The organism is Reyranella sp. (assembly GCF_965227665.1).
Taxonomy (GTDB): domain Bacteria; phylum Pseudomonadota; class Alphaproteobacteria; order Reyranellales; family Reyranellaceae; genus Reyranella.
Genome location: NZ_OZ245767.1, coordinates 4,928,694 through 4,945,914 on the forward strand (window position 1 = coordinate 4,928,694; position 17,221 = coordinate 4,945,914).

16 protein-coding genes and 1 other RNA gene are annotated in these 17,221 nt (G+C 67.9%); 14 read left to right on the forward strand and 3 right to left on the reverse strand.

What is annotated here, in order from left to right:
• Positions 1–46 precede the first annotated feature (46 nt).
• Positions 47–847: an aspartyl/asparaginyl beta-hydroxylase domain-containing protein gene (locus ACO07I_RS23840; RefSeq protein WP_422011809.1), complete on the reverse strand. Its 801-nt coding sequence runs from the start codon at positions 845–847 to the stop codon at positions 47–49.
• A 165-nt stretch (positions 848–1,012) separates the two neighbouring features.
• On the opposite strand from ACO07I_RS23840, the gene ACO07I_RS23845 reads away from it, so the two are divergent.
• The 4 genes from ACO07I_RS23845 (at position 1,013) to ACO07I_RS23860 (ending at position 4,184) form a co-directional block, all read left to right on the forward strand.
• A complete protein-coding gene (locus ACO07I_RS23845; RefSeq protein WP_298306767.1) occupies positions 1,013–1,621 on the forward strand; it encodes a GNAT family N-acetyltransferase in 609 nt (202 codons plus the stop codon).
• A gap of 31 nt (positions 1,622–1,652) precedes the next feature.
• Positions 1,653–2,522: a dioxygenase gene (locus ACO07I_RS23850; protein ID WP_422011811.1), complete on the forward strand. Its 870-nt coding sequence runs from the start codon at positions 1,653–1,655 to the stop codon at positions 2,520–2,522.
• On the forward strand, positions 2,522–3,262 hold the full coding sequence (locus ACO07I_RS23855) for an ABC transporter ATP-binding protein (protein WP_422011813.1): 741 nt from the start codon (positions 2,522–2,524) through the stop codon (positions 3,260–3,262). The genes ACO07I_RS23850 and ACO07I_RS23855 overlap by 1 nt, the downstream gene beginning before the upstream one ends.
• Before the next feature lie 148 nt (positions 3,263–3,410).
• Positions 3,411–4,184 carry an ABC transporter permease gene (locus ACO07I_RS23860; protein ID WP_422011815.1) on the forward strand — a complete coding sequence of 258 codons (774 nt, stop codon included), beginning with the start codon at positions 3,411–3,413 and terminating at the stop codon, positions 4,182–4,184.
• A gap of 1 nt (position 4,185) precedes the next feature.
• Here ACO07I_RS23860 and ACO07I_RS23865 read toward each other — a convergent pair whose 3' ends face one another.
• Positions 4,186–5,397: an MFS transporter gene (locus tag ACO07I_RS23865; RefSeq protein WP_422011817.1), complete on the reverse strand. Its 1,212-nt coding sequence runs from the start codon at positions 5,395–5,397 to the stop codon at positions 4,186–4,188.
• Positions 5,398–5,483: 86 nt separating this feature from the next.
• Entirely contained in the window at positions 5,484–7,745 is a 2,262-nt protein-coding gene (gene uvrB / locus ACO07I_RS23870; protein WP_422018362.1) for an excinuclease ABC subunit UvrB, read from the reverse strand.
• 3 nt (positions 7,746–7,748) lie between these two features.
• Here uvrB and ACO07I_RS23875 point away from each other — a divergent pair, with 3 nt between their 5' ends.
• The 10 genes from ACO07I_RS23875 to ACO07I_RS23920 all read left to right on the forward strand — a co-directional run bounded on the left by ACO07I_RS23875 (position 7,749) and on the right by ACO07I_RS23920 (position 17,220).
• On the forward strand, positions 7,749–8,468 hold the full coding sequence (locus ACO07I_RS23875) for a sulfite exporter TauE/SafE family protein (RefSeq protein ID WP_422018364.1): 720 nt from the start codon (positions 7,749–7,751) through the stop codon (positions 8,466–8,468).
• A 9-nt stretch (positions 8,469–8,477) separates the two neighbouring features.
• The gene (locus tag ACO07I_RS23880; protein WP_422011819.1) at positions 8,478–9,179 is read left to right on the forward strand and encodes a TerB family tellurite resistance protein; all 702 of its coding nucleotides are present in this window, start codon (positions 8,478–8,480) and stop codon (positions 9,177–9,179) included.
• Positions 9,180–9,181: 2 nt separating this feature from the next.
• Positions 9,182–9,871 carry an N-acetylmuramoyl-L-alanine amidase gene (locus ACO07I_RS23885; RefSeq protein WP_422011821.1) on the forward strand — a complete coding sequence of 230 codons (690 nt, stop codon included), beginning with the start codon at positions 9,182–9,184 and terminating at the stop codon, positions 9,869–9,871.
• A 12-nt stretch (positions 9,872–9,883) separates the two neighbouring features.
• An RNA gene (rnpB, locus tag ACO07I_RS23890) (RNase P RNA component class A) lies at positions 9,884–10,271 on the forward strand.
• Between the two features lie 214 nt (positions 10,272–10,485).
• Positions 10,486–10,965, forward strand: a complete 480-nt coding sequence (locus ACO07I_RS23895; RefSeq protein ID WP_422011823.1) for a division/cell wall cluster transcriptional repressor MraZ — start codon at positions 10,486–10,488, stop codon at positions 10,963–10,965.
• The gene (rsmH, locus tag ACO07I_RS23900; RefSeq protein ID WP_422011825.1) at positions 10,962–11,909 is read left to right on the forward strand and encodes a 16S rRNA (cytosine(1402)-N(4))-methyltransferase RsmH; all 948 of its coding nucleotides are present in this window, start codon (positions 10,962–10,964) and stop codon (positions 11,907–11,909) included. The genes ACO07I_RS23895 and rsmH overlap by 4 nt, the downstream gene beginning before the upstream one ends.
• Positions 11,906–12,460, forward strand: a complete 555-nt coding sequence (gene ftsL / locus ACO07I_RS23905) for a cell division protein FtsL (RefSeq protein ID WP_422011827.1) — start codon at positions 11,906–11,908, stop codon at positions 12,458–12,460. The genes rsmH and ftsL overlap by 4 nt, the downstream gene beginning before the upstream one ends.
• Positions 12,457–14,343: a peptidoglycan D,D-transpeptidase FtsI family protein gene (locus ACO07I_RS23910; RefSeq protein ID WP_422011829.1), complete on the forward strand. Its 1,887-nt coding sequence runs from the start codon at positions 12,457–12,459 to the stop codon at positions 14,341–14,343. Before ftsL ends, ACO07I_RS23910 begins: the two co-directional genes overlap by 4 nt.
• 4 nt (positions 14,344–14,347) lie before the next feature.
• Complete coding sequence (locus tag ACO07I_RS23915; RefSeq protein WP_422011831.1) at positions 14,348–15,817, forward strand: UDP-N-acetylmuramoyl-L-alanyl-D-glutamate--2,6-diaminopimelate ligase; 1,470 nt, start codon at positions 14,348–14,350, stop codon at positions 15,815–15,817.
• Positions 15,814–17,220 carry a UDP-N-acetylmuramoyl-tripeptide--D-alanyl-D-alanine ligase gene (locus ACO07I_RS23920; RefSeq protein WP_422011833.1) on the forward strand — a complete coding sequence of 469 codons (1,407 nt, stop codon included), beginning with the start codon at positions 15,814–15,816 and terminating at the stop codon, positions 17,218–17,220. The genes ACO07I_RS23915 and ACO07I_RS23920 overlap by 4 nt, the downstream gene beginning before the upstream one ends.
• Position 17,221 lies beyond the last annotated feature (1 nt).

Below are 17,221 nucleotides of genomic sequence, written 5' to 3' on the forward strand. Positions count from 1 at the left end.
CTCAAGAATCATGAGAAGAGCGCCACTGGAGTGGCGCGCTCCATGGTTAGGCCGCGCGGGGAAGTTCTGCCGGGACGGCCGTGCGCGGAGGGACGCCGATCGCGGCGCGTTCGATGGCGGTCCTGATCTCGGCGCTGCGGCGGACGAGATTGTAGCGCAGGCCGGTGTAGAGATTCATCGGGAACGGCATCGGCGCGTTGAAGTCGATGATCAGCACGACCCGAGTCTCGTCGGTCTGGTTCTTGACCCAGTGCTCTCGCGTGTCGTCGAAGACCAGCGGCTCGCCTTCCCTCCAGAAGAAGTGGTGGCCGCCGATCTCGATCCAGCATTTCTCCGGTTCGGTCGGCACGATCAGCGGGTAGTGGAAGCGGATGATGCCGGCGGCGGATCCCCGGTGCGGCTCGATCTCGGCGCGGCCGGCGAGGATGCTGAACAGCGCCGTGTGGACGCCGGGGATCCTCGCGATCGCAGCCATCGTATCCGGCACCGCTGCGGCATTCTCCGGAACGTCATGGCCCCACAGCTTCAGCAGGAAGGTGCGCCAGGCGCGACCCGGTACATAGAGGTCGCGCGGGTGGACCTCGTGGAGGGCCGGGATCTCCTCATGATGGCTCAGCAGGTACTCGAGGTCGGCCTTGATCTTGGCGTGGCTCTTCTTGAGTTCGGCCAGGACTGGAAAGGCCTTCAACGCGTCCTCGCCGCCCAGCGGCAGCTTCGGCATGTTCCGCAGGATCATGTCCGAAAGCTTGAGGTTGAAATCCTCCAGCGGCTGCTGGGGAAGCCAGATGTGCTTGGTCAGATAGAATCTGCCCTTTTCGCCGACACTGGGTTTGCTCGCCGATTCCATGGCCGATGTGCCTCGAAGACTTGCGATGGATGGATGTAATACGCCCGTTTGGCCGAATGGCGGCAGCTCTTCCAGCGCCCCGGTGCGTGACGGACCGTCTCAATTTCCTACGTCGAACCCCGGAAAACATGCAAGAATTCCGAAGAACCGCGAGTATAGCCCAAGATGTTCCGCTTTGCCGACGTCCCGTTGTCGCTGTCTGGGATGACCCGGATCACCGGGAAGCGCGTGTTTCTGCGCGCGCCGAGCCTGGACGACTGGCCGGAATGGGCCGAATTGCGGGCCCGCAGCCGCGCCTTTCTCACGCCCTGGGAGCCCACCTGGCCGGAGGATTCGCTGGCCCGCGACCATTTCCGGCGCCGGCTGCGCCAGCAGATCAAGGAATGGCGGGCCGGGGAGGCCTATGGCCTGTTCGTCTTCACCAATGAAGGCCGCCGGCTGGTCGGCGGTATCAACCTCAGCAACGTCCGCCGCGGCGTCGCCCAGGCCGCGTCCGTCGGCTACTGGATGGGCCAGCCCTATGCCGGCCAGGGCCTGATGACCGACGGGCTGCGGGCCACCCTGCCGTTCGTGTTCGACGACCTGCGGCTGCACCGGCTGGAGGCCGCGTGCCTGCCGCACAACGAACCCTCCAAGGCGGTACTGACCAAGGTCGGCTTTCACGAGGAGGGGCTGGCCCGGCAGTATCTGCGCATCAACGGCCAGTGGGCCGACCACTTGCTGTTCGCGCTGCTGCGGGCGGACTACGACGCGCTCCTGCGGGCGCCGCGGTAACGGGCCGAGGCCCCGACCCAGGGAGGCTTCCGTGCGCAATCTCACCCCGACCTCGATCACCCAGGCGTTCGCCGACTATGCGCGCAACGCGCCGTCCGAGCGCGCGCGGACGCTGCTGGTCTCGCTGGCCGGCCACCTGCACAGTTTCGTGCGCGAGAACAAGGTCACGCAGGCGGAGTGGGGCGCCGCCATCGATGCGCTCACGCGTGCGACGCAATTCACCGACGACAAGCGCAACGAGTACATCCTGTTCTCCGACCTGCTCGGCGTGTCGTCGCTGGTGGACATGGTGAACGCCGCCGGGAGCGGCACGCCGTCGTCCGTGCTCGGCCCGTTCCACATCGAGGGCGCGCCCGAGCTGCCCAATGGCGGCGATCTGTGGCGCGGCCAGGTGGGCGAGCCGCTGGTCGTGAGCGGTCGTGTCGTCGACGGAAAGGGCGCGCCAGCGAAAGGGACCGTGCTGGCGATCTGGCAGAACGCCGGGAACGCGCTCTATGCCCAGCAGGACCCCTCGCAGTCGCCAACCAACTATCATGCGCGCCTCACCGTGGCCGACGACGGCACCTTCGCCTTCACCACCGTGCGGCCGGTCTCCTACAAGGTGCCGGACGACGGCCCGGCCGGCGACATGCTGCGCGTCCTCGGCCGCAACGCCTGGCGGCCGGCCCATCTGCATATGATCATTCAGGCGCCCGGGCATGCACCGCTCATCACCGAGTTCTTCCCCGAGGATGACGAGCATCTCGACGGCGACGCGGTGTTCGGCGTGCGCGCCGGGCTCGTCTTGCCGTTCGGCAAGGTGACCGATCGCGCCGTGCTGCCCGCCAACCTCGCCGCCCGGGACTCGCTGCCGCTGCCGGTCTGGGCCACGCGGCTCGACCTGACCTTGCCCGCGGGTTGATGCCGCTCGTTCGGGTCCGCGACGTCTCCCGGGTCTTCGCGAACGGCGTCCAGGCGCTGGGCGGCGCTTCGCTCGACATCGAGGCCGGCGAGTTCCTGAGCGTACTCGGCCCCTCGGGCTGCGGAAAATCGACCCTGCTGCGCCTAGTCGCCGGTCTCGCCGAGCCGACCACCGGAGCGATCGACTGGCCGCAGGGCAGGCCCGACCTGGGCTTCGTTTTCCAGGAACCGACCCTGCTGCCGTGGACGACGGCGCTGGCCAACGTGGCCCTGCCGCTCAAGCTGCGCGGGCTGGCGCGTTCGGAACGCGAGGCGCGCGCGGCCGAGGCGCTCGCGGGCGTCGGGCTCAAGGGCTTCGAGAAGAGCTATCCGCGCGAACTGTCGGGCGGCATGAAGATGCGCGTCTCGATTGCGCGGGCGCTCGTCACCTCGCCGAAGCTGCTCCTGATGGACGAACCCTTCGCCGCGCTCGACGAGATCACGCGGCGCAGGCTGAACACCGACCTCCTGGAACTCTGGCAGCGCACGCGCTTCACCGCCGTGTTCGTGACCCACTCGGTGTTCGAATCAGTATTCCTGTCGCAGCGCATCGTGGTGATGAGCGCGCGCCCCGGCCGCGTGCGCTCCGAACTCGCCATCCCGGCGCCCTATCCACGCAGCGAGGCCTTCGGCACCTCCGCCGACTATGCCGCCCTCTGCCGCCTCACCTCGACGCAGCTTTCGGAAGCGATGGCGGCATGAGCGCCCGTTTTTCAGAGCAAGACCTCATGCTGAGGAGCCGGGCGCAGGCCGGCATCTCAAAGCATGGGCTACGAACGCTTCGCCTGATCCCATCCTTCGAGACGCGACGCTGCGCGTCGCTCCTCAGGATGAGGCTGGGGATGATCGCATGAGCGCCCGCATCGTCGCTCCGGTCCTGATGGGGATCTTCATGCTGGCCCTGTGGGAGGGCCTCGTCCGCGCGATGGCGATCCCGCCCTATATCCTGCCGGGGCCGATCCTGGTGGCGAAGACGCTGGTGTCGGACTGGGGCACGCTGTGGCCGGCGCTGGTGGTCACGCTCACGATCACATTGCAGGCGCTGGTTGCCGCGGTGGTGGTCGGTGTCCTGCTGGCGCTGCTGTTCTCGTTGTCGCGTTGGATCGAGCTGTCGCTCTTTCCCTACGCCATCATCCTGCAGGTGACGCCGATCGTGGCCATCGCGCCGCTGATCATTGCCTGGGTCGACGACGTCAATGTCTCGCTGCTGATCTGTGCCTGGCTGGTGGCCTTCTTCCCCATCCTGTCGAACACCGTCCTGGGCCTGCGCTCGGTCGACCGCAACCTGCTCGACCTGTTCGAACTCTACGGTTCGAGCCGCTGGCGCACGCTGATCGATCTGCGCCTGCCTGCAGCGCTGCCGTACTTCCTGGGAGGCCTGCGCATCTCGGGCGGGCTGGCGTTGATCGGCGCCGTCGTGGCCGAGTTCGTCGCGGGCTCGGGCGGCCGCGAATCGGGCCTCGCCTACCGCATCCTCGAATCGGGCTACCAGCTCAAGATCCCGCGCATGTTCGCGGCCCTGGTGCTGATCTCCGCGGCGGGCATCGCGATCTACCTGTTGCTGTCCCTGGTTTCGCACCTGCTGCTGCGCCGCTGGCACGAAAGCGCGCTCAAGGAAGATTGAGTCAGGATCGGCGCAGCGCCGCGCGGCCGAGGAAGAACGAGGCCGTCGCCACGCCCGCCGCCAGCAGGAGATAGCCCGCCTCATAGACGCCGGTGATGGCCAGCACGGTGCGGAAGAGGAGCGGCGACAGGAGTGCGCCGCAGAACACGAAGAGCTGCGTCGCGCCGGTGAATTCAGCGGCCCGTCCTGGGGGTGCCCGCGAGGCGCTCTCGGCGATGAACACGCCGTTCCAGCCGACGGCGGTGCCGCCCAGGATCGTGCAGACGATGTAAACCGCGGTGGTGGGCCAGGCGGGCGTCGAGAAGGACATTACCGTGGCAGCCATTGCGATGATGGCACCGATGCCCGCCAGCACCGCCGACGGCCGGCGCAGCAGGTCGGCGAGTGCGCCCCAGAAGATCCGGCCGAAGGCGCCGGCGAGGGTTGCCGCCGACAGGAGCGCGCCGGCCAGCACGTAGGACATCTGGAGCCCGTCGACGGCATAGACGACGGTGAAGTTCACGACGATTGCCTGCGTGGCCGAGAACAGCATGCCGATGAAGCACATCGGCCGCAGGATCGGATCGCGCCAGGCGAGTTGCAGCGGCTCGAAGATTTCCGCCAAGGTCGGGAGGCGCGCTGAACCACCGCTGCGCTCGTCGTCGTACAGGGCGCGCAGCGGCTGGATGGCGATGGCGGCGGCAATCGAGAGAAGGCCGACCGAGGCCGCGGCCCAGCGCCAGCCGAAATCGAGTGCGAGAGTCGGCAGCACGGCGCCGCAGATCGCGAAGCCCAAAGGCACGCCGCTCTGCTTCAGCGAGAAGGTGACATTGGCCAGCCGTGGCGGAGACACGCGCGCCAGGATGTGCGAGCTGGCGATGGTGAGCGGGCCCGAGCCGAGGCCCACGATGAAGGCCGAAAGCGCGGCCATCGCCAGGCCGCCCGTCGAGAAGACGAAGGAGCCCAGCGCCGCGATGGTGAGCCCGGCCTGGATGAAGCGGATCGGTCCCATCCGGCGGGTGAGCGTGCCGCCGCCCACGGTCGAGATCATGGCCGCGAGATAGACGATCGACACGTAGTAGGCGACGTCCGCGGCCGCGACGCCGAATTCGGCCGCGGCGGCGGGCGCCAGCACCGACGCCTGGTTGAAGACCATCGTCGAGATGACCTGGATCAGGGTCAGCGAGGCGAGGGCTGCGAGATAGCGACGGAGGTCGGTCGGCGCGGCGGACATGCGCGGGGACTATAACGACCGGATTCAGGCCGGCGAGGAAACTCTCGACGAGAGGCGGTCAGGCGAAACTGCCGAGGCTCGAATTGCTACCGGCCGCTGCGCCGGGCTGGCTTGCCGCGTCCCCCCGAACCCGTGCGCACGCCGCGAAATACCCGCGAATGCTGCATCTTGCCGAGGTGGACGCCGACATTGGCGCTGGCGGCCTGGCCCGGAAGCTCAAGTTCGTGCGCCTCGAGGCGGCGGATCTCGTCGCGCAGGCGGCCGGCTTCCTCGAATTCGAGGTCGGCGGCGGCGGCGCGCATCCGCTTCTCGAGTTCGACGATGTGGGTGCGCAGATTGTGCCCGACCAGATGGACGTCGCCCGACACGCCGGTGTCGACCGTGTAGTGGTCGCGCTCGGCGGTCGACTGCAGGATCTCCGCGATGTTGCGCTTCACCGAGGCCGGCGTGATGCCGTGCTTCTCGTTGTAGGCGGTCTGCTTGGCGCGACGGCGGTCGGTCTCCGAAATGGCATACTTGATCGAGTCCGTCATCTTGTCGGCGTAGAGGATGACGCGGCCCTCGACGTTGCGCGCGGCGCGGCCGATCGTCTGCACCAGCGAGGTCGGCGAGCGCAGGAAGCCTTCCTTGTCGGCGTCGAGGATGGCGACCAGCGCGCATTCGGGAATGTCGAGGCCCTCGCGCAGCAGGTTGATGCCGACCAGCACGTCGAAGGCGCCCAGCCGCAGGTCGCGGATGATCTCGATGCGCTCCAAGGTGTCGATGTCGGAATGCAGGTAGCGGCAGCGGATGCCGGCCTCGTGCATGTACTCGACGAGATCCTCGGCCATGCGCTTGGTGAGCACGGTGACCAGGACGCGCTGGCCCTTCTTCGCGCAGTCCTTGCACTCGGCGATCAGGTCGTCGACCTGCTTCTCGACCGGCCGGATCAGGACGGTCGGATCGATCAGGCCGGTCGGACGGATGACCTGCTCGATGAAGGTGCCCTGCGTGCGCTCCATCTCCCAATCGCCCGGCGTGGCGCTGACATAGGTCGTCTGCGGCCGCAGCGCGTCCCATTCCTCGAACTTGAGCGGCCGGTTGTCGATCGCCGAGGGCAGGCGGAAGCCGAACTCGGCCAGCACGCTCTTGCGGTTGAAGTCGCCGCGGAACATGCCGCCGATCTGCGGCACCGTGACGTGGCTCTCGTCGCAGATCAGCAGCGAATTCTCAGGGAAGTACTCGAACAGGGTGGGTGGCGGATCGCCGGCCTTGCGGCCGGTGAGATAGCGCGAATAGTTCTCGATGCCGGCGCAGGCGCCGGTGGTCTCCATCATCTCGATGTCGAAGTTGGTACGCTGTTCGAGCCGCTGTGCCTCGAGCAGCCGGCCGGCGCGGTTGAACTCCTCCAGCCGCTGCTTGAGGTCGGCCTTGATTTGCTCGATCGCCTTTTGCAGCGTGGGCTTGGGTGTCACGTAGTGGCTGTTGGCGTAGACGATGATGTCGTTCAGCGACAGGGTCTTGTCGCCGGTCAGGGGATCGAATTCGGTAATCGATTCGATCTCGTCGCCGAACATCTCGAAGCGCCACGCGCGATCCTCGTAGTGCGCCGGGAACAGGTCGATCGTATCGCCGCGCACGCGGAAACTGCCGCGCTGGAACGCGTTGTCGTTGCGCTTGTACTGCTGCTCGACGAAGCGACGCAGCAGGGTGGTGCGGTCGATCTTCTGCCCCTTGTGCAGGCGGAAGGTCATCTTCTGGTAGTTCTCCAGCGGGCCGATGCCATAGATGCAGGAGACCGAGGCGACGATGATGACGTCGTCGCGCTCCATCAGGGCGCGCGTCGCGGAGTGGCGCATCCGGTCGATCTGTTCGTTGATCGACGAATCCTTCTCGATGAAGGTGTCGGTACGGGGGACGTAGGCTTCGGGCTGGTAGTAGTCGTAATAAGAGACGAAATACTCGACGGCGTTCTCCGGGAAGAACCCCTTCATCTCCGCGTAGAGCTGCGCCGCTAGCGTCTTGTTGGGCGCCATCACCAGCGCCGGCCGTCCCTGGCTCGCGATCACGTTGGCCATGGTGAACGTCTTGCCCGAGCCGGTGACGCCCAGCAGGACCTGGTCGCGTTCGCCGCCTTCGACGCCGGCGATGAGCTGCCGGATCGCCTCGGGCTGGTCGCCGGCCGGCGTGTAATCGGACACGAGCTTGAACGGCTTCGGCGTGATGCCTTCGAGCTCCGGCCGCCGCTGGATGTACGGCATCAGGAGGGGAGCAGCCGGAACCGCGAGATTCTTTGAGGCCATGACCTCCATTATATGATGCGCGCCCGGCGCTCCGGCAATGCTAGCGTCCGGCCCGCGATGCCCGATCTGTTGAGCGCTCCGTTCCTGATTTCCGCCCTCGTTGCCTGCATTGCAGGCATGGTGCGAGGCTTTGCCGGATTTGGGGCCGCGATGATGATGACGCCGATCTTCTCGGCGCTGTACGGGCCGGCGGTCGGTGTCGCGCTCTGCCTGCTGCTGGAGATCGCCGTCGCGCTGCCCCTGGTGCCCCGCGTCCTGCCCCTGGTCGACTGGCGGCGCATCGGCCTGCTGCTGCTGGCGGCCGCCATCGGCGTGCCGTTCGGCAACCTCGTGCTCACGGCCGTCGACCCCGAGCCGATGCGGTGGGCGATCTCGGCCATCATCCTGTGCGCCGTCGTCATGCTCGCCAGCGGCTGGCGATTCTCCGGGCGGCCGAACGCCGCCACGACACTCGCCGCCGGCGCCACGAGCGGGTTCCTGAACGGGCTTTCGGGTATGGCAGGCCCACCGATTGCTTTCTATTACCTCGCGGGCGCCAATTCTGCAGCGCATGTGCGCGCCAATCTCACGACCTATTTCGTGTTCGTGGACCTTCTCGCCCTGATCGCGTTCACCTCGCGCGACCTGATCGGCTGGAGTACCGGGGTGCAGGGCCTGTTCCTGGCGCCGGCCGTCATGCTGGGCGGCGTGGTGGGCGAGCGCCTGTTCCCGCTGGCCAGCGAGACATTCTATCGCCGCCTGGCGCTCGGCCTCCTGGTCTGCGTCGCAATCGGCTCCCTCCTGCTATAAGGACAGGGCATGAGGATCTGGGACAAAATCGTGGAGGGCATGAACGGCCTCGGCATCGCCGAACTGCTGGGCCTGTCCTCGCCGCCGGCCGACGACGGCGGTCATCCCGGCCTGCGGCAGATCGGCTTCACCATCGGCGTCATCGCACTGGGCGCCAAGATGGCGCGCGTCGATGGCGAGGTCTCGGAGGTCGAGAGGGCGGCGTTCCGCGAGTTCTTCCAGGTCCCTCCGGGTGAGGAGGCCAACGTCGAACGCTTCTTCGACCTGGCCAAGCGCGATGCCGGCGGCTTCGAGACCTATGCCCGCCAGGTCGCCGCACTGTTTCCCGATGCGCCCGAGATCCTCGAGAACGTGGTCGAGGGCCTGTTCAGCATTGCGCAGGCCGACGGCAGGATCGATGTCGCGGAGGCCGACTATCTGGCGAAGGTCGCCGGTATCTTCGGCCTGCCCAGCTCGCGGTTCGAGCGCGCCAAGGCCGCCGCGCTGGGCGCGGTCGAATGTGAGCCCTGCGTGGTGCTGGGCATCGACCCGCTGGCCACCGACGAACAGATTCGCGAGGCCTGGTTGCGGCAGGTCCGCGCGAACCATCCAGACCGGTTGATGGCGCAGGGACTGCCGGAAGAGGCGATCGCGGTGGCAAACCGCAAGCTCGCGCTGATCAACGACGCCTATGACCGGCTGCGCAGGCAGCGCGGTCTCGTGCCGGCCTGACCGTGAAGCTCATCGACCTGCCGTCGCCCAACCACGCGCCCAGGGCGGACGGCGCCGTCGTCGATATCCTCGTTCTGCACTACACCGAGCTTCCGCTGCAGGAGTCGCTCGACATCCTGCGCGACGCGGCGCGCGAGCATCGGGTGAGCTCCCATTATGTCCTCGATCTCGACGGCACCGCCTATCGCCTCGTGCCCGAGGATCGCACCGCGTGGCATGCCGGCAAATCCTGGTGGCGCGGCCGCGAGGCGCTGAACGGCACCTCGATCGGAATCGAGATCGTGAACCTGCACGGCGACCGGCACGACTATCCGGCCGAACAGATCGAGGCTCTGGTCGAACTCTGCCGGGGAATCCTGGCGCGCCATCCGGCCATCGATCCGCGCAACGTCGTCGGTCACTCCGACATCGCGCCCCAGCGCAAGATCGATCCGGGCCGGCGCTTCCCGTGGAAGCGACTGGCGGAGCAGGGGATCGGCCTGTGGCCGAAGGCCGGCGCGCGGCCGCTCGATGGCGACTTCCACAAGGCGCTTCAACGATACGGGTATGCGGCGCCGCTCGCGGTGCCGCCGAAGGAGATCGTGAAAGCCTTCCAGCGCCATTTCCGGGCGGCCCAGGTCGACGGCATGATCGATCCAGAAACACGGTCCCAACTGGCCGGCCTGCTTGACCCGCTGGGACGGGCGGCCTAGTCAGGCGCCGGGTCAGACGGCTGGATGGCTGCACTCGGGCGGGCAACCGTGCGGGTGAGGAAAGTCCGGGCTCCACGGAGACACGGTGCCGGATAACGTCCGGCGGGGGCGACCCCAGGGAAAGTGCCACAGAAAACAAACCGCCTGCCTGGCTTGCCAGGACGGCAAGGGTGAAACGGTGGGGTAAGAGCCCACCGCGCGACCGGCAACGGAAGCGGCATGGCAAACCCCACCGGGAGCAAGACCAAATAGGGGCGACACGCCGGGCAACCGGCAGCGGTGTTTCCGCGTCGTCGCCCGGGTCGGTCGCGCGAGGCGTTCGGTAACGGACGTCCCAGAGGAATGGCCATCCATCGCTTTCGGGCGAGGACAGAACCCGGCTTACAGGCCGTCTGACCCTTTTCGTTCCTCAATCAGCACTCGAATCTACAACCCCTTGTGCTTTTCAGTGCGGAGAGCGCAATAGAGGTCGTGTCTAAGTCGTTCAGATTCCTTGTGGATTCTTAGTCGATATAATTGCATCCCGGTCTTTCCCATGATATCCCAATGTATCCCGTGTAACAGGCAACGTAGGGGCGTGGGGCACCTGCGGCGGGGCTAGGGGGAGATGGGCCGTGGCATTCCGGTCCGAGATCCTGATCAAGCTGGACAAGAAGGGCCGGGTCCTGTTGCCCGCGGCTTTTCGCGACGAGCTGCCTGCGGACGATCGCGGCGCCTTCGTGCTCTATCATTCTCCCACCATCGCCGGTCTCGTGAACGGCAACTCCCGCGCCGGCTTCGACGCCATGCTGGACCGCCTGCGCGCCGAAGCGCTGGGTCCCAAGGGTTCGCTGAAGGTCGCTCTCGACGACGACGCCTTCGATCCGGCCGGGTTTCTGTCCGCCGGCGCGCGCACGATTTCGCTGGAGCCCGATGGCCGTTTCACGATGCCGGCCGAGTTCGTCCAGACGCTCGATGCGACCGACGGTGTCATGCTGGTCGGCAAGGTCGACAAGTTCCAGCTCTGGAACCCAGCCCGCTGGCAGGCGCGCCGCGAGGCCGAGCGCGAGAAGATGGCGGCGTTCGTGCGCAATCTCGGCGGAGGCGACGCATGAGCGGCGTTCGCCATATTCCCGTTATGGCGCGCGAAGTCGTCGATGCGCTGCAGCCGCGTGACGGCGGCCGCTATCTCGACGGCACGTTCGGTGCCGGCGGTTACACGACGGCGATGCTCGATCGCGCCGATTGCCAGGTCATCGCCATCGACCGCGATCCCGACGCGATTGCCGCCGGCCAGGCATTGGCCGAACGCTATGCGCCGCGCCTGCGCCTGATCGAAGGCCGCTTCGGCGACATGGCGGAGCTCCTGTCGGCCCAAGGTGTCGAGGACGTCGATGGCGTGGCGCTCGATCTCGGCGTCTCGTCGATGCAGTTCGACCAGGCCGATCGCGGCTTCTCCTTCCGCGCCTCGGGCCCCCTCGACATGCGCATGGAGAGGAACGGTCCGTCGGCGGCGGATCTCGTAAACGAAACAGACGAAACGGAGCTCGCCGACATCATCTGGCGCTACGGTGAAGAACGCCGCAGCCGCCGTGTCGCGCGCAGCATCGTCGAGGCGCGGCGTGCCAAGCGGATCGAGACCACGGGCGAGCTGGCCGAGATCGTGCGCCGTGCGGTCGGTCCGCAGGGCCGGGACGAGAGCGATCCGGCGACGCGGACCTTCCAGGCCCTGCGCATCGCCGTGAACGACGAGCTGGGCGAACTCGAGCGCGGCCTCGCCGCGGCCGAGCAGGTGCTCGCGCCGGGCGGCCGTTTCGCGATCATGTCTTTCCACTCTCTGGAAGACCGGGCCGTAAAGGAATTCGTCCGCGCCCGCGCCGGTCGCACGCCCGGCCCGTCGCGCCACGCGCCGCCGGGCGCCGGTGGGCGGCCCGCGACGCTGCGCGATCTGACGCGCAAGCCCACGCTGCCGTCGCCCGAAGAGGTCGCCGCCAATCCGCGGGCCCGCTCGGCACGTCTGCGGGTCGCCGAGAAGCTCGGCGCCGGCGGTGCCGCATGATCCATCGCGGGCTCCTGTTCTGGTCGGTCGTCGCCGTCGCCACGGCCGTGGGCCTGTTCACCGTGAAGTACAAGGTGCAGGACCTTGAGGAGCGCATCGACCGCACCAACCAGAAGATCATCGAGAGCCAGCAGGCCACGCATATCCTGCGGGTCGAATGGGCTCACCTGAACGAATCCGAGCGCATCGAAGCGCTCGCGCAGAAGCATCTCAAACTCGAGTCGGCCTCGATCAAGCAGGTCGTCCGACTCGATCAGCTCAAACCCGAATCTGTCCCCCCGCGGCGCGATCCACCACCTCCTTCCCCCCCACGAACGGGCAACGACGTCCCCTCGTCGAACTTGCCCGGTGGTGGTGGCCGCGTCGCAGCGGAGGCCGGCAGCCCCTCGCCGGCCTCCGCACCCCTTTCCCAGCGTTCCTCCGGACCCACGACGCCCCCTCGACCGGCCCAAATCCAAGAGCCGGCAACATCGGGTCCGGGAGGCGACGGCAAGAGCGTCGCAACCTCCATCGATGATATCCTCTCACGAAATGAAGGGGGTTCCCGGTGAAGCTGTGGCGAAAGTCTGCCTCGCCCGAACCGGCCGCCGCGGTAAACGCGGCGGCCGGCGCGCGTTACACCTCGCCCAAGGAGCGGCTGAAGGGCGACGTCCAGGAGACCGCGCGCCAGCGTCTGGTGATCGCTTCGGTGATCTTCGGCCTGGCCTTCACCGCGGTCGGCCTTCGCATGGGCTACGTCTCGCTGCTGCGCGACGGCGCCGAGCCGACGCAGCGCGTTGCCGCCCGCGGCGGTTCGATCCAGTCCGAGCGGGCCGACATCGTGGACCGCAACGGCGCCGTGCTGGCGACATCGGTCCCGGTCATGTCGGCGTTCGTCAATCCGCACCTGCTGCTCGACCCGCAGGAGGCCGCGCGCAAGATCGTCACGGCGCTGCCCGATCTCAAGTACGACGACGTCCGTGAAAAGCTGGAAGGCGACAGGACCTTCGTCTGGATCAAGCGCGGCCTGAGCCCGCGCGAGCATGACCGCGTCAACCGTCTCGGCATTCCCGGTCTCGATTTCCAGGCCGAGGAGCGGCGGATTTATCCGCAGGGGACGGCCGCCGCGCACATTCTCGGCTACGCCAGCGTCGACAATACCGGACTGGCGGGCGTGGAGCGCTACTTCGACCAGCAGCTGCAGAGCGGCGAAACCCTGCAGCTCTCGATCGACCTTCGCCTGCAGCGCATCGTCGAGCGCGAGATCGCGCGCGTGGTCCAGAAATTCTCGGCGATCGGCGCCACCGGCATCGTCATGGACGCCACCAACGGCGAAGTCCTCGCGATGGCGTCGCTCCCGACCTACAACCCCAATAGCACGCGCACCCTCACGAACGAGGCGCTGTTCAATCGTGCCACGCTCGGTGTCTACGAGCAGGGCTCGACCTTCAAGATCTTCAATACCGCGATGGCGCTCGATAGCGGCAAGATCACGCTGAACAGCGTGTTCGACGCGACCTCGCCGATCCGCATCGACCGCTTCACGATCAACGACGACCACGCCCAGCGCCGTCCGCTGAACGTGGCCGAGACGTTCAAGTTTTCGTCGAACATCGCGTCGGCCAAGATGGCGGTCGAGGTCATGGGACCGGAAGGCCAGCGCGCCTTCTTCGACAAGATCGGCTTCCTGAAGCCGGTCTCGACCCAGCTGCCGGAAGTCGCGGGACCCCTGTGGCCTCGCCACTGGATGAAGATCAACACCATGACCATCGCCTTCGGTCACGGCATCTCGGTGACGCCGTTGCATCTTGCGATGGGCTCGTCGGCGATGATCAACGGCGGCATTCTCTATCAGCCGTCGCTGGTGAAGCGCACCGCGGCCAGCGACAAGGGCCGGCGCGTGATCCAGCAGAAGACCTCGGTCAGCATGCGGCAGCTCCTGCGCCTCAACGCCGTCGAGGGCACGGGCAAGAACGCCAACGTTCCGGGCTACGAGGTCGGCGGCAAGACCGGCACGGCCGAGAAGCCGGGCCGCGGCGGCTATCGTCAGAAAGCCCTGATCAGCTCCTTCGTCGGTGCGTTCCCGATGAACGATCCGAAGTTCGTCGTCATCGTGTCGCTCGACGAGCCGAAAGGCCTGCCGGAGACCGGCGGCTACGCGACTGCGGGTTGGGTGGCGGCCCCGTCGGTCAAGGTCATCATCGAGCAGATGGTGTCGCTCTACGGCATCCTGCCGGGCGACCTGAAGGACGGCCTGCCCCCGATCGAGATCGCCTCGACACCCGTGCCGCCCCCCGTCGCGCCGCCGCAACTCTTGCCGGCCAGCGTGCGGCGTTCGCCCGGCGATCATCGCCGAGCCCTGCCGGTCCGTCCGGCTCCCGGACAGACGGCGGTGGCGCCCGGTCAGACGGCGGCAGCCCCCGGTCCGGCGGTGCGTCGTGTTGCGTCTGAGTGAGCTCATGCGCCGGAGCGCCGACGCAAATGCGACCTCGTCCGCGCTGCCGCGCGATCCCATTCTCGCCGGACTGACGCTCGATTCGCGCAAGGTCCAGCCGGGCTATCTCTTCGCCGCCCTTGCGGGCACCCGCGAGGACGGCGCGGCCTTCGTGGCCGATGCGGTGAAGCGCGGCGCGGTCGCCATCCTGGCGTCGCCCGACGCGCAGTTGCCGCCGCTCGATGCCGGCATCGTCGTCGTCCGAGACGCCAATCCGCGCCGTCGCGTGGCGCTGATGGCCTCGGCCTTCGCCGGCGCCCAGCCCGAGACCATCGCGGCCGTCACGGGCACCAACGGCAAGTCCTCGACCGTGCATTTCGTGCGCCAGATCTGGGAACGGATGGGCCTCAAGGCAGCGAGCGTCGGCACGCTGGGCATTGTCTCGCCGACCCTGGTGCGCGACGGCGGGCTGACGACCCCGGACCCCGTACAGCTTCACGAGGATCTCGCCGCCCTGGCGCGGCAGGGCGTTTCGCACCTCGCCATCGAGGCCTCGAGCCACGGCATGGACCAGCACCGGCTCGACGGCCTGCGCCTGTCGGCGGCGGCCTTCACCAATCTCACCCACGAGCATCTCGACTATCACCGGTCGATGGACGCCTACTTCGCGGCCAAGGCGCGCCTGTTCGAGGTTCTGTTGCCGCCGGGCGGCACGGCCGTCGTCAATGCCGACAGCGAGCGGGCCGAAACGCTGCGCACGATCTGCGCGCGGCGCGGCATCCGCTTCTGGACCTACGGGGCGAAGGGCGAGGAATTCCGCCTGGTCGCCGACCGGCCGACCCCGGCCGGACAGCACCTCGTGCTCGAGGTGATGGGCACGCGTCGCGAAATCGATCTTCCCCTGGTCGGCGGCTTCCAGGCCTCGAATGCGCTGGCCGCTCTCGGCCTCGTGGTTGCGACGGGCGGCGACGCCGCGCGCGCCGTCGAGGCCCTGGCCCATCTGACCGGCGCCCCGGGACGGCTTCAGCTCGTGGCCCGCCATCGCGCCGGCGCCGCGGTCTATGTCGACTATGCCCACAAGCCGGAGGCGCTGGAGACGGTGCTGCGGACTTTGAGGCCCTTCGCACGCGGCAAGCTGGTCGTCGTGTTCGGCTGCGGCGGCGATCGCGACCGCGGCAAGCGTCCGGTGATGGGCGAGATCGCCACGCGCCTCGCCGACCTGGCGATCGTGACCGACGACAATCCGCGAAGCGAGGAGCCGGCCGCGATCCGCGCCGAGATCCGGCGCGGCATCGCCGAGGATCGTCGCAACTGGATCGAGATCGCCGAGGGCCGGCACGCCGCCATCGCCGCCGGCATGGCTGCGCTGTCGAGCGCGGACGACCTGCTGCTGATCGCCGGGAAGGGTCACGAGACCGGCCAGACCATCAAGGGTGTCACCCATCATTTCGACGACGCCGAGGAGGCGCGCGGGCTTGCCGGAGGCGGTGCGTGAGCGCGCTGTGGACTTCGGACGAAGTACGGGCGGCCCTGACCGCATCCTCGATCACGGCGCCGTTCGAAGCCCAGGGGGTGACGTTCGACAGCCGCGCGGTCGGAAAGGGTGACCTGTTCTTCGCGCTGAGTGGCGAGACGACCGACGGTCACGGCTTCGTTGCCGACGCCCTCTCGCGCGGCGCCGCGGCGGCCGTCGTTTCACGCGAGGTGCCGGGGGCGCAGGGTGCGCTGGTCCGCGTTCCGGACACGATGAAGGCGCTGGTCGAGCTGGGTCTTGCCGCACGCCGTCGAAGCCACGCCCGCATTGCCAGCGTCACCGGCTCGGTCGGCAAGACCAGCACCAAGGATGCCTTGCGCGCGATGCTGTCGGCGCAGGCGCCGACCTCGGCAAGCGTGGCGAGCTACAACAATCACGTCGGCGTGCCGGTCAGCCTCGCCCGCCTGCCGCGCGACGTGCGGTATGGCGTGTTCGAGATCGGCATGAACCACCCCGGCGAAATCGAGCCGCTCGCCCGCCAGGTCGCGGCGCATGTCGGCATCGTGACCAATGTCGGGCCGGTCCATATCGGACACATGGGCAGCGAGGAAGCGGTCGCCGACGAGAAGGGCTGCCTGTTTGCCGGCATGTCCGAAGGCGCAGTCGCCGTGCTCAATCGCGACAGCCGCCACTTCGAGCGGCTGGTCCGAAAAGCCCGTGATTTCGGCGTTTCCCGCATCGTCGGCTTCGGCCGCAGCGAGGCTGCCGAGGCCCGCCTTGTCTCCTGCGACCTGCAGGATTCAGGCAGTGATGTTGCAGCCTTGATACACGGTCACCGGATCGAGTATCGGCTGGGCGCGGCAGGGGAGCACTGGGTTTTGAACAGCATCGGCGCGCTGGCCGTCATCGAGGCCCTGGGCGCGGATGTCGCCAGGGCGGCGGCGACACTGGCCGAAGTGAAGGCCTCGCCGGGGCGCGGCGCGCGGCGCATGCTGGCGTTCGGCGGCGGCGCGATCGAGCTGCTCGACGAGAGCTACAACGCCAATCCGGTTTCGGTGCGGGCGATGCTCTCGGTCCTGGCCCGGATGGAGCCGCAGCCGGGCGGACGCCGCATCCTGGCGCTGGGCGACATGCGCGAGCTGGGCGATGGGGCCGACGCCTATCACGCGGGCCTCGCCGATGCCGTGGCCGCGAGCGGCGCGACGCAGGTCTTCCTGTGCGGGCCGCACATGCGGGCGCTGTGGCAGCTTCTGCCGCCGGCGCAGCGCGGCATGCATCGGCCGGATTCGGTGGCGCTGGCAGACGACGTCGCTGCCGCACTGAGGGCAGGGGACGTGGTCGCGGTGAAGGGTTCGCTGGGCTCCAAAATGAAGATCGTCGTGGACGCCATCGTGGCGGCCAGCGGCGGCGAGGCAGGACGCTAGG

What these genes read in the sequence shown, in the direction of transcription:
- ACO07I_RS23840 (WP_422011809.1), bottom strand. Translation starts at nt 847, where the DNA reads ATGGAATCGGCGAGCAAACCCAGTGTCGGCGAAAAGGGCAGATTCTAT.
- ACO07I_RS23845 (WP_298306767.1), top strand. Translation starts at nt 1,013, where the DNA reads ATGTTCCGCTTTGCCGACGTCCCGTTGTCGCTGTCTGGGATGACCCGG.
- ACO07I_RS23855 (WP_422011813.1), top strand. Translation starts at nt 2,522, where the DNA reads ATGCCGCTCGTTCGGGTCCGCGACGTCTCCCGGGTCTTCGCGAACGGC.
- ACO07I_RS23860 (WP_422011815.1), top strand. Translation starts at nt 3,411, where the DNA reads ATGAGCGCCCGCATCGTCGCTCCGGTCCTGATGGGGATCTTCATGCTG.
- ACO07I_RS23865 (WP_422011817.1), bottom strand. Translation starts at nt 5,397, where the DNA reads ATGTCCGCCGCGCCGACCGACCTCCGTCGCTATCTCGCAGCCCTCGCC.
- ACO07I_RS23880 (WP_422011819.1), top strand. Translation starts at nt 8,478, where the DNA reads ATGAGGATCTGGGACAAAATCGTGGAGGGCATGAACGGCCTCGGCATC.
- rsmH (WP_422011825.1), top strand. Translation starts at nt 10,962, where the DNA reads ATGAGCGGCGTTCGCCATATTCCCGTTATGGCGCGCGAAGTCGTCGAT.
- ftsL (WP_422011827.1), top strand. Translation starts at nt 11,906, where the DNA reads ATGATCCATCGCGGGCTCCTGTTCTGGTCGGTCGTCGCCGTCGCCACG.
- ACO07I_RS23915 (WP_422011831.1), top strand. Translation starts at nt 14,348, where the DNA reads ATGCGCCGGAGCGCCGACGCAAATGCGACCTCGTCCGCGCTGCCGCGC.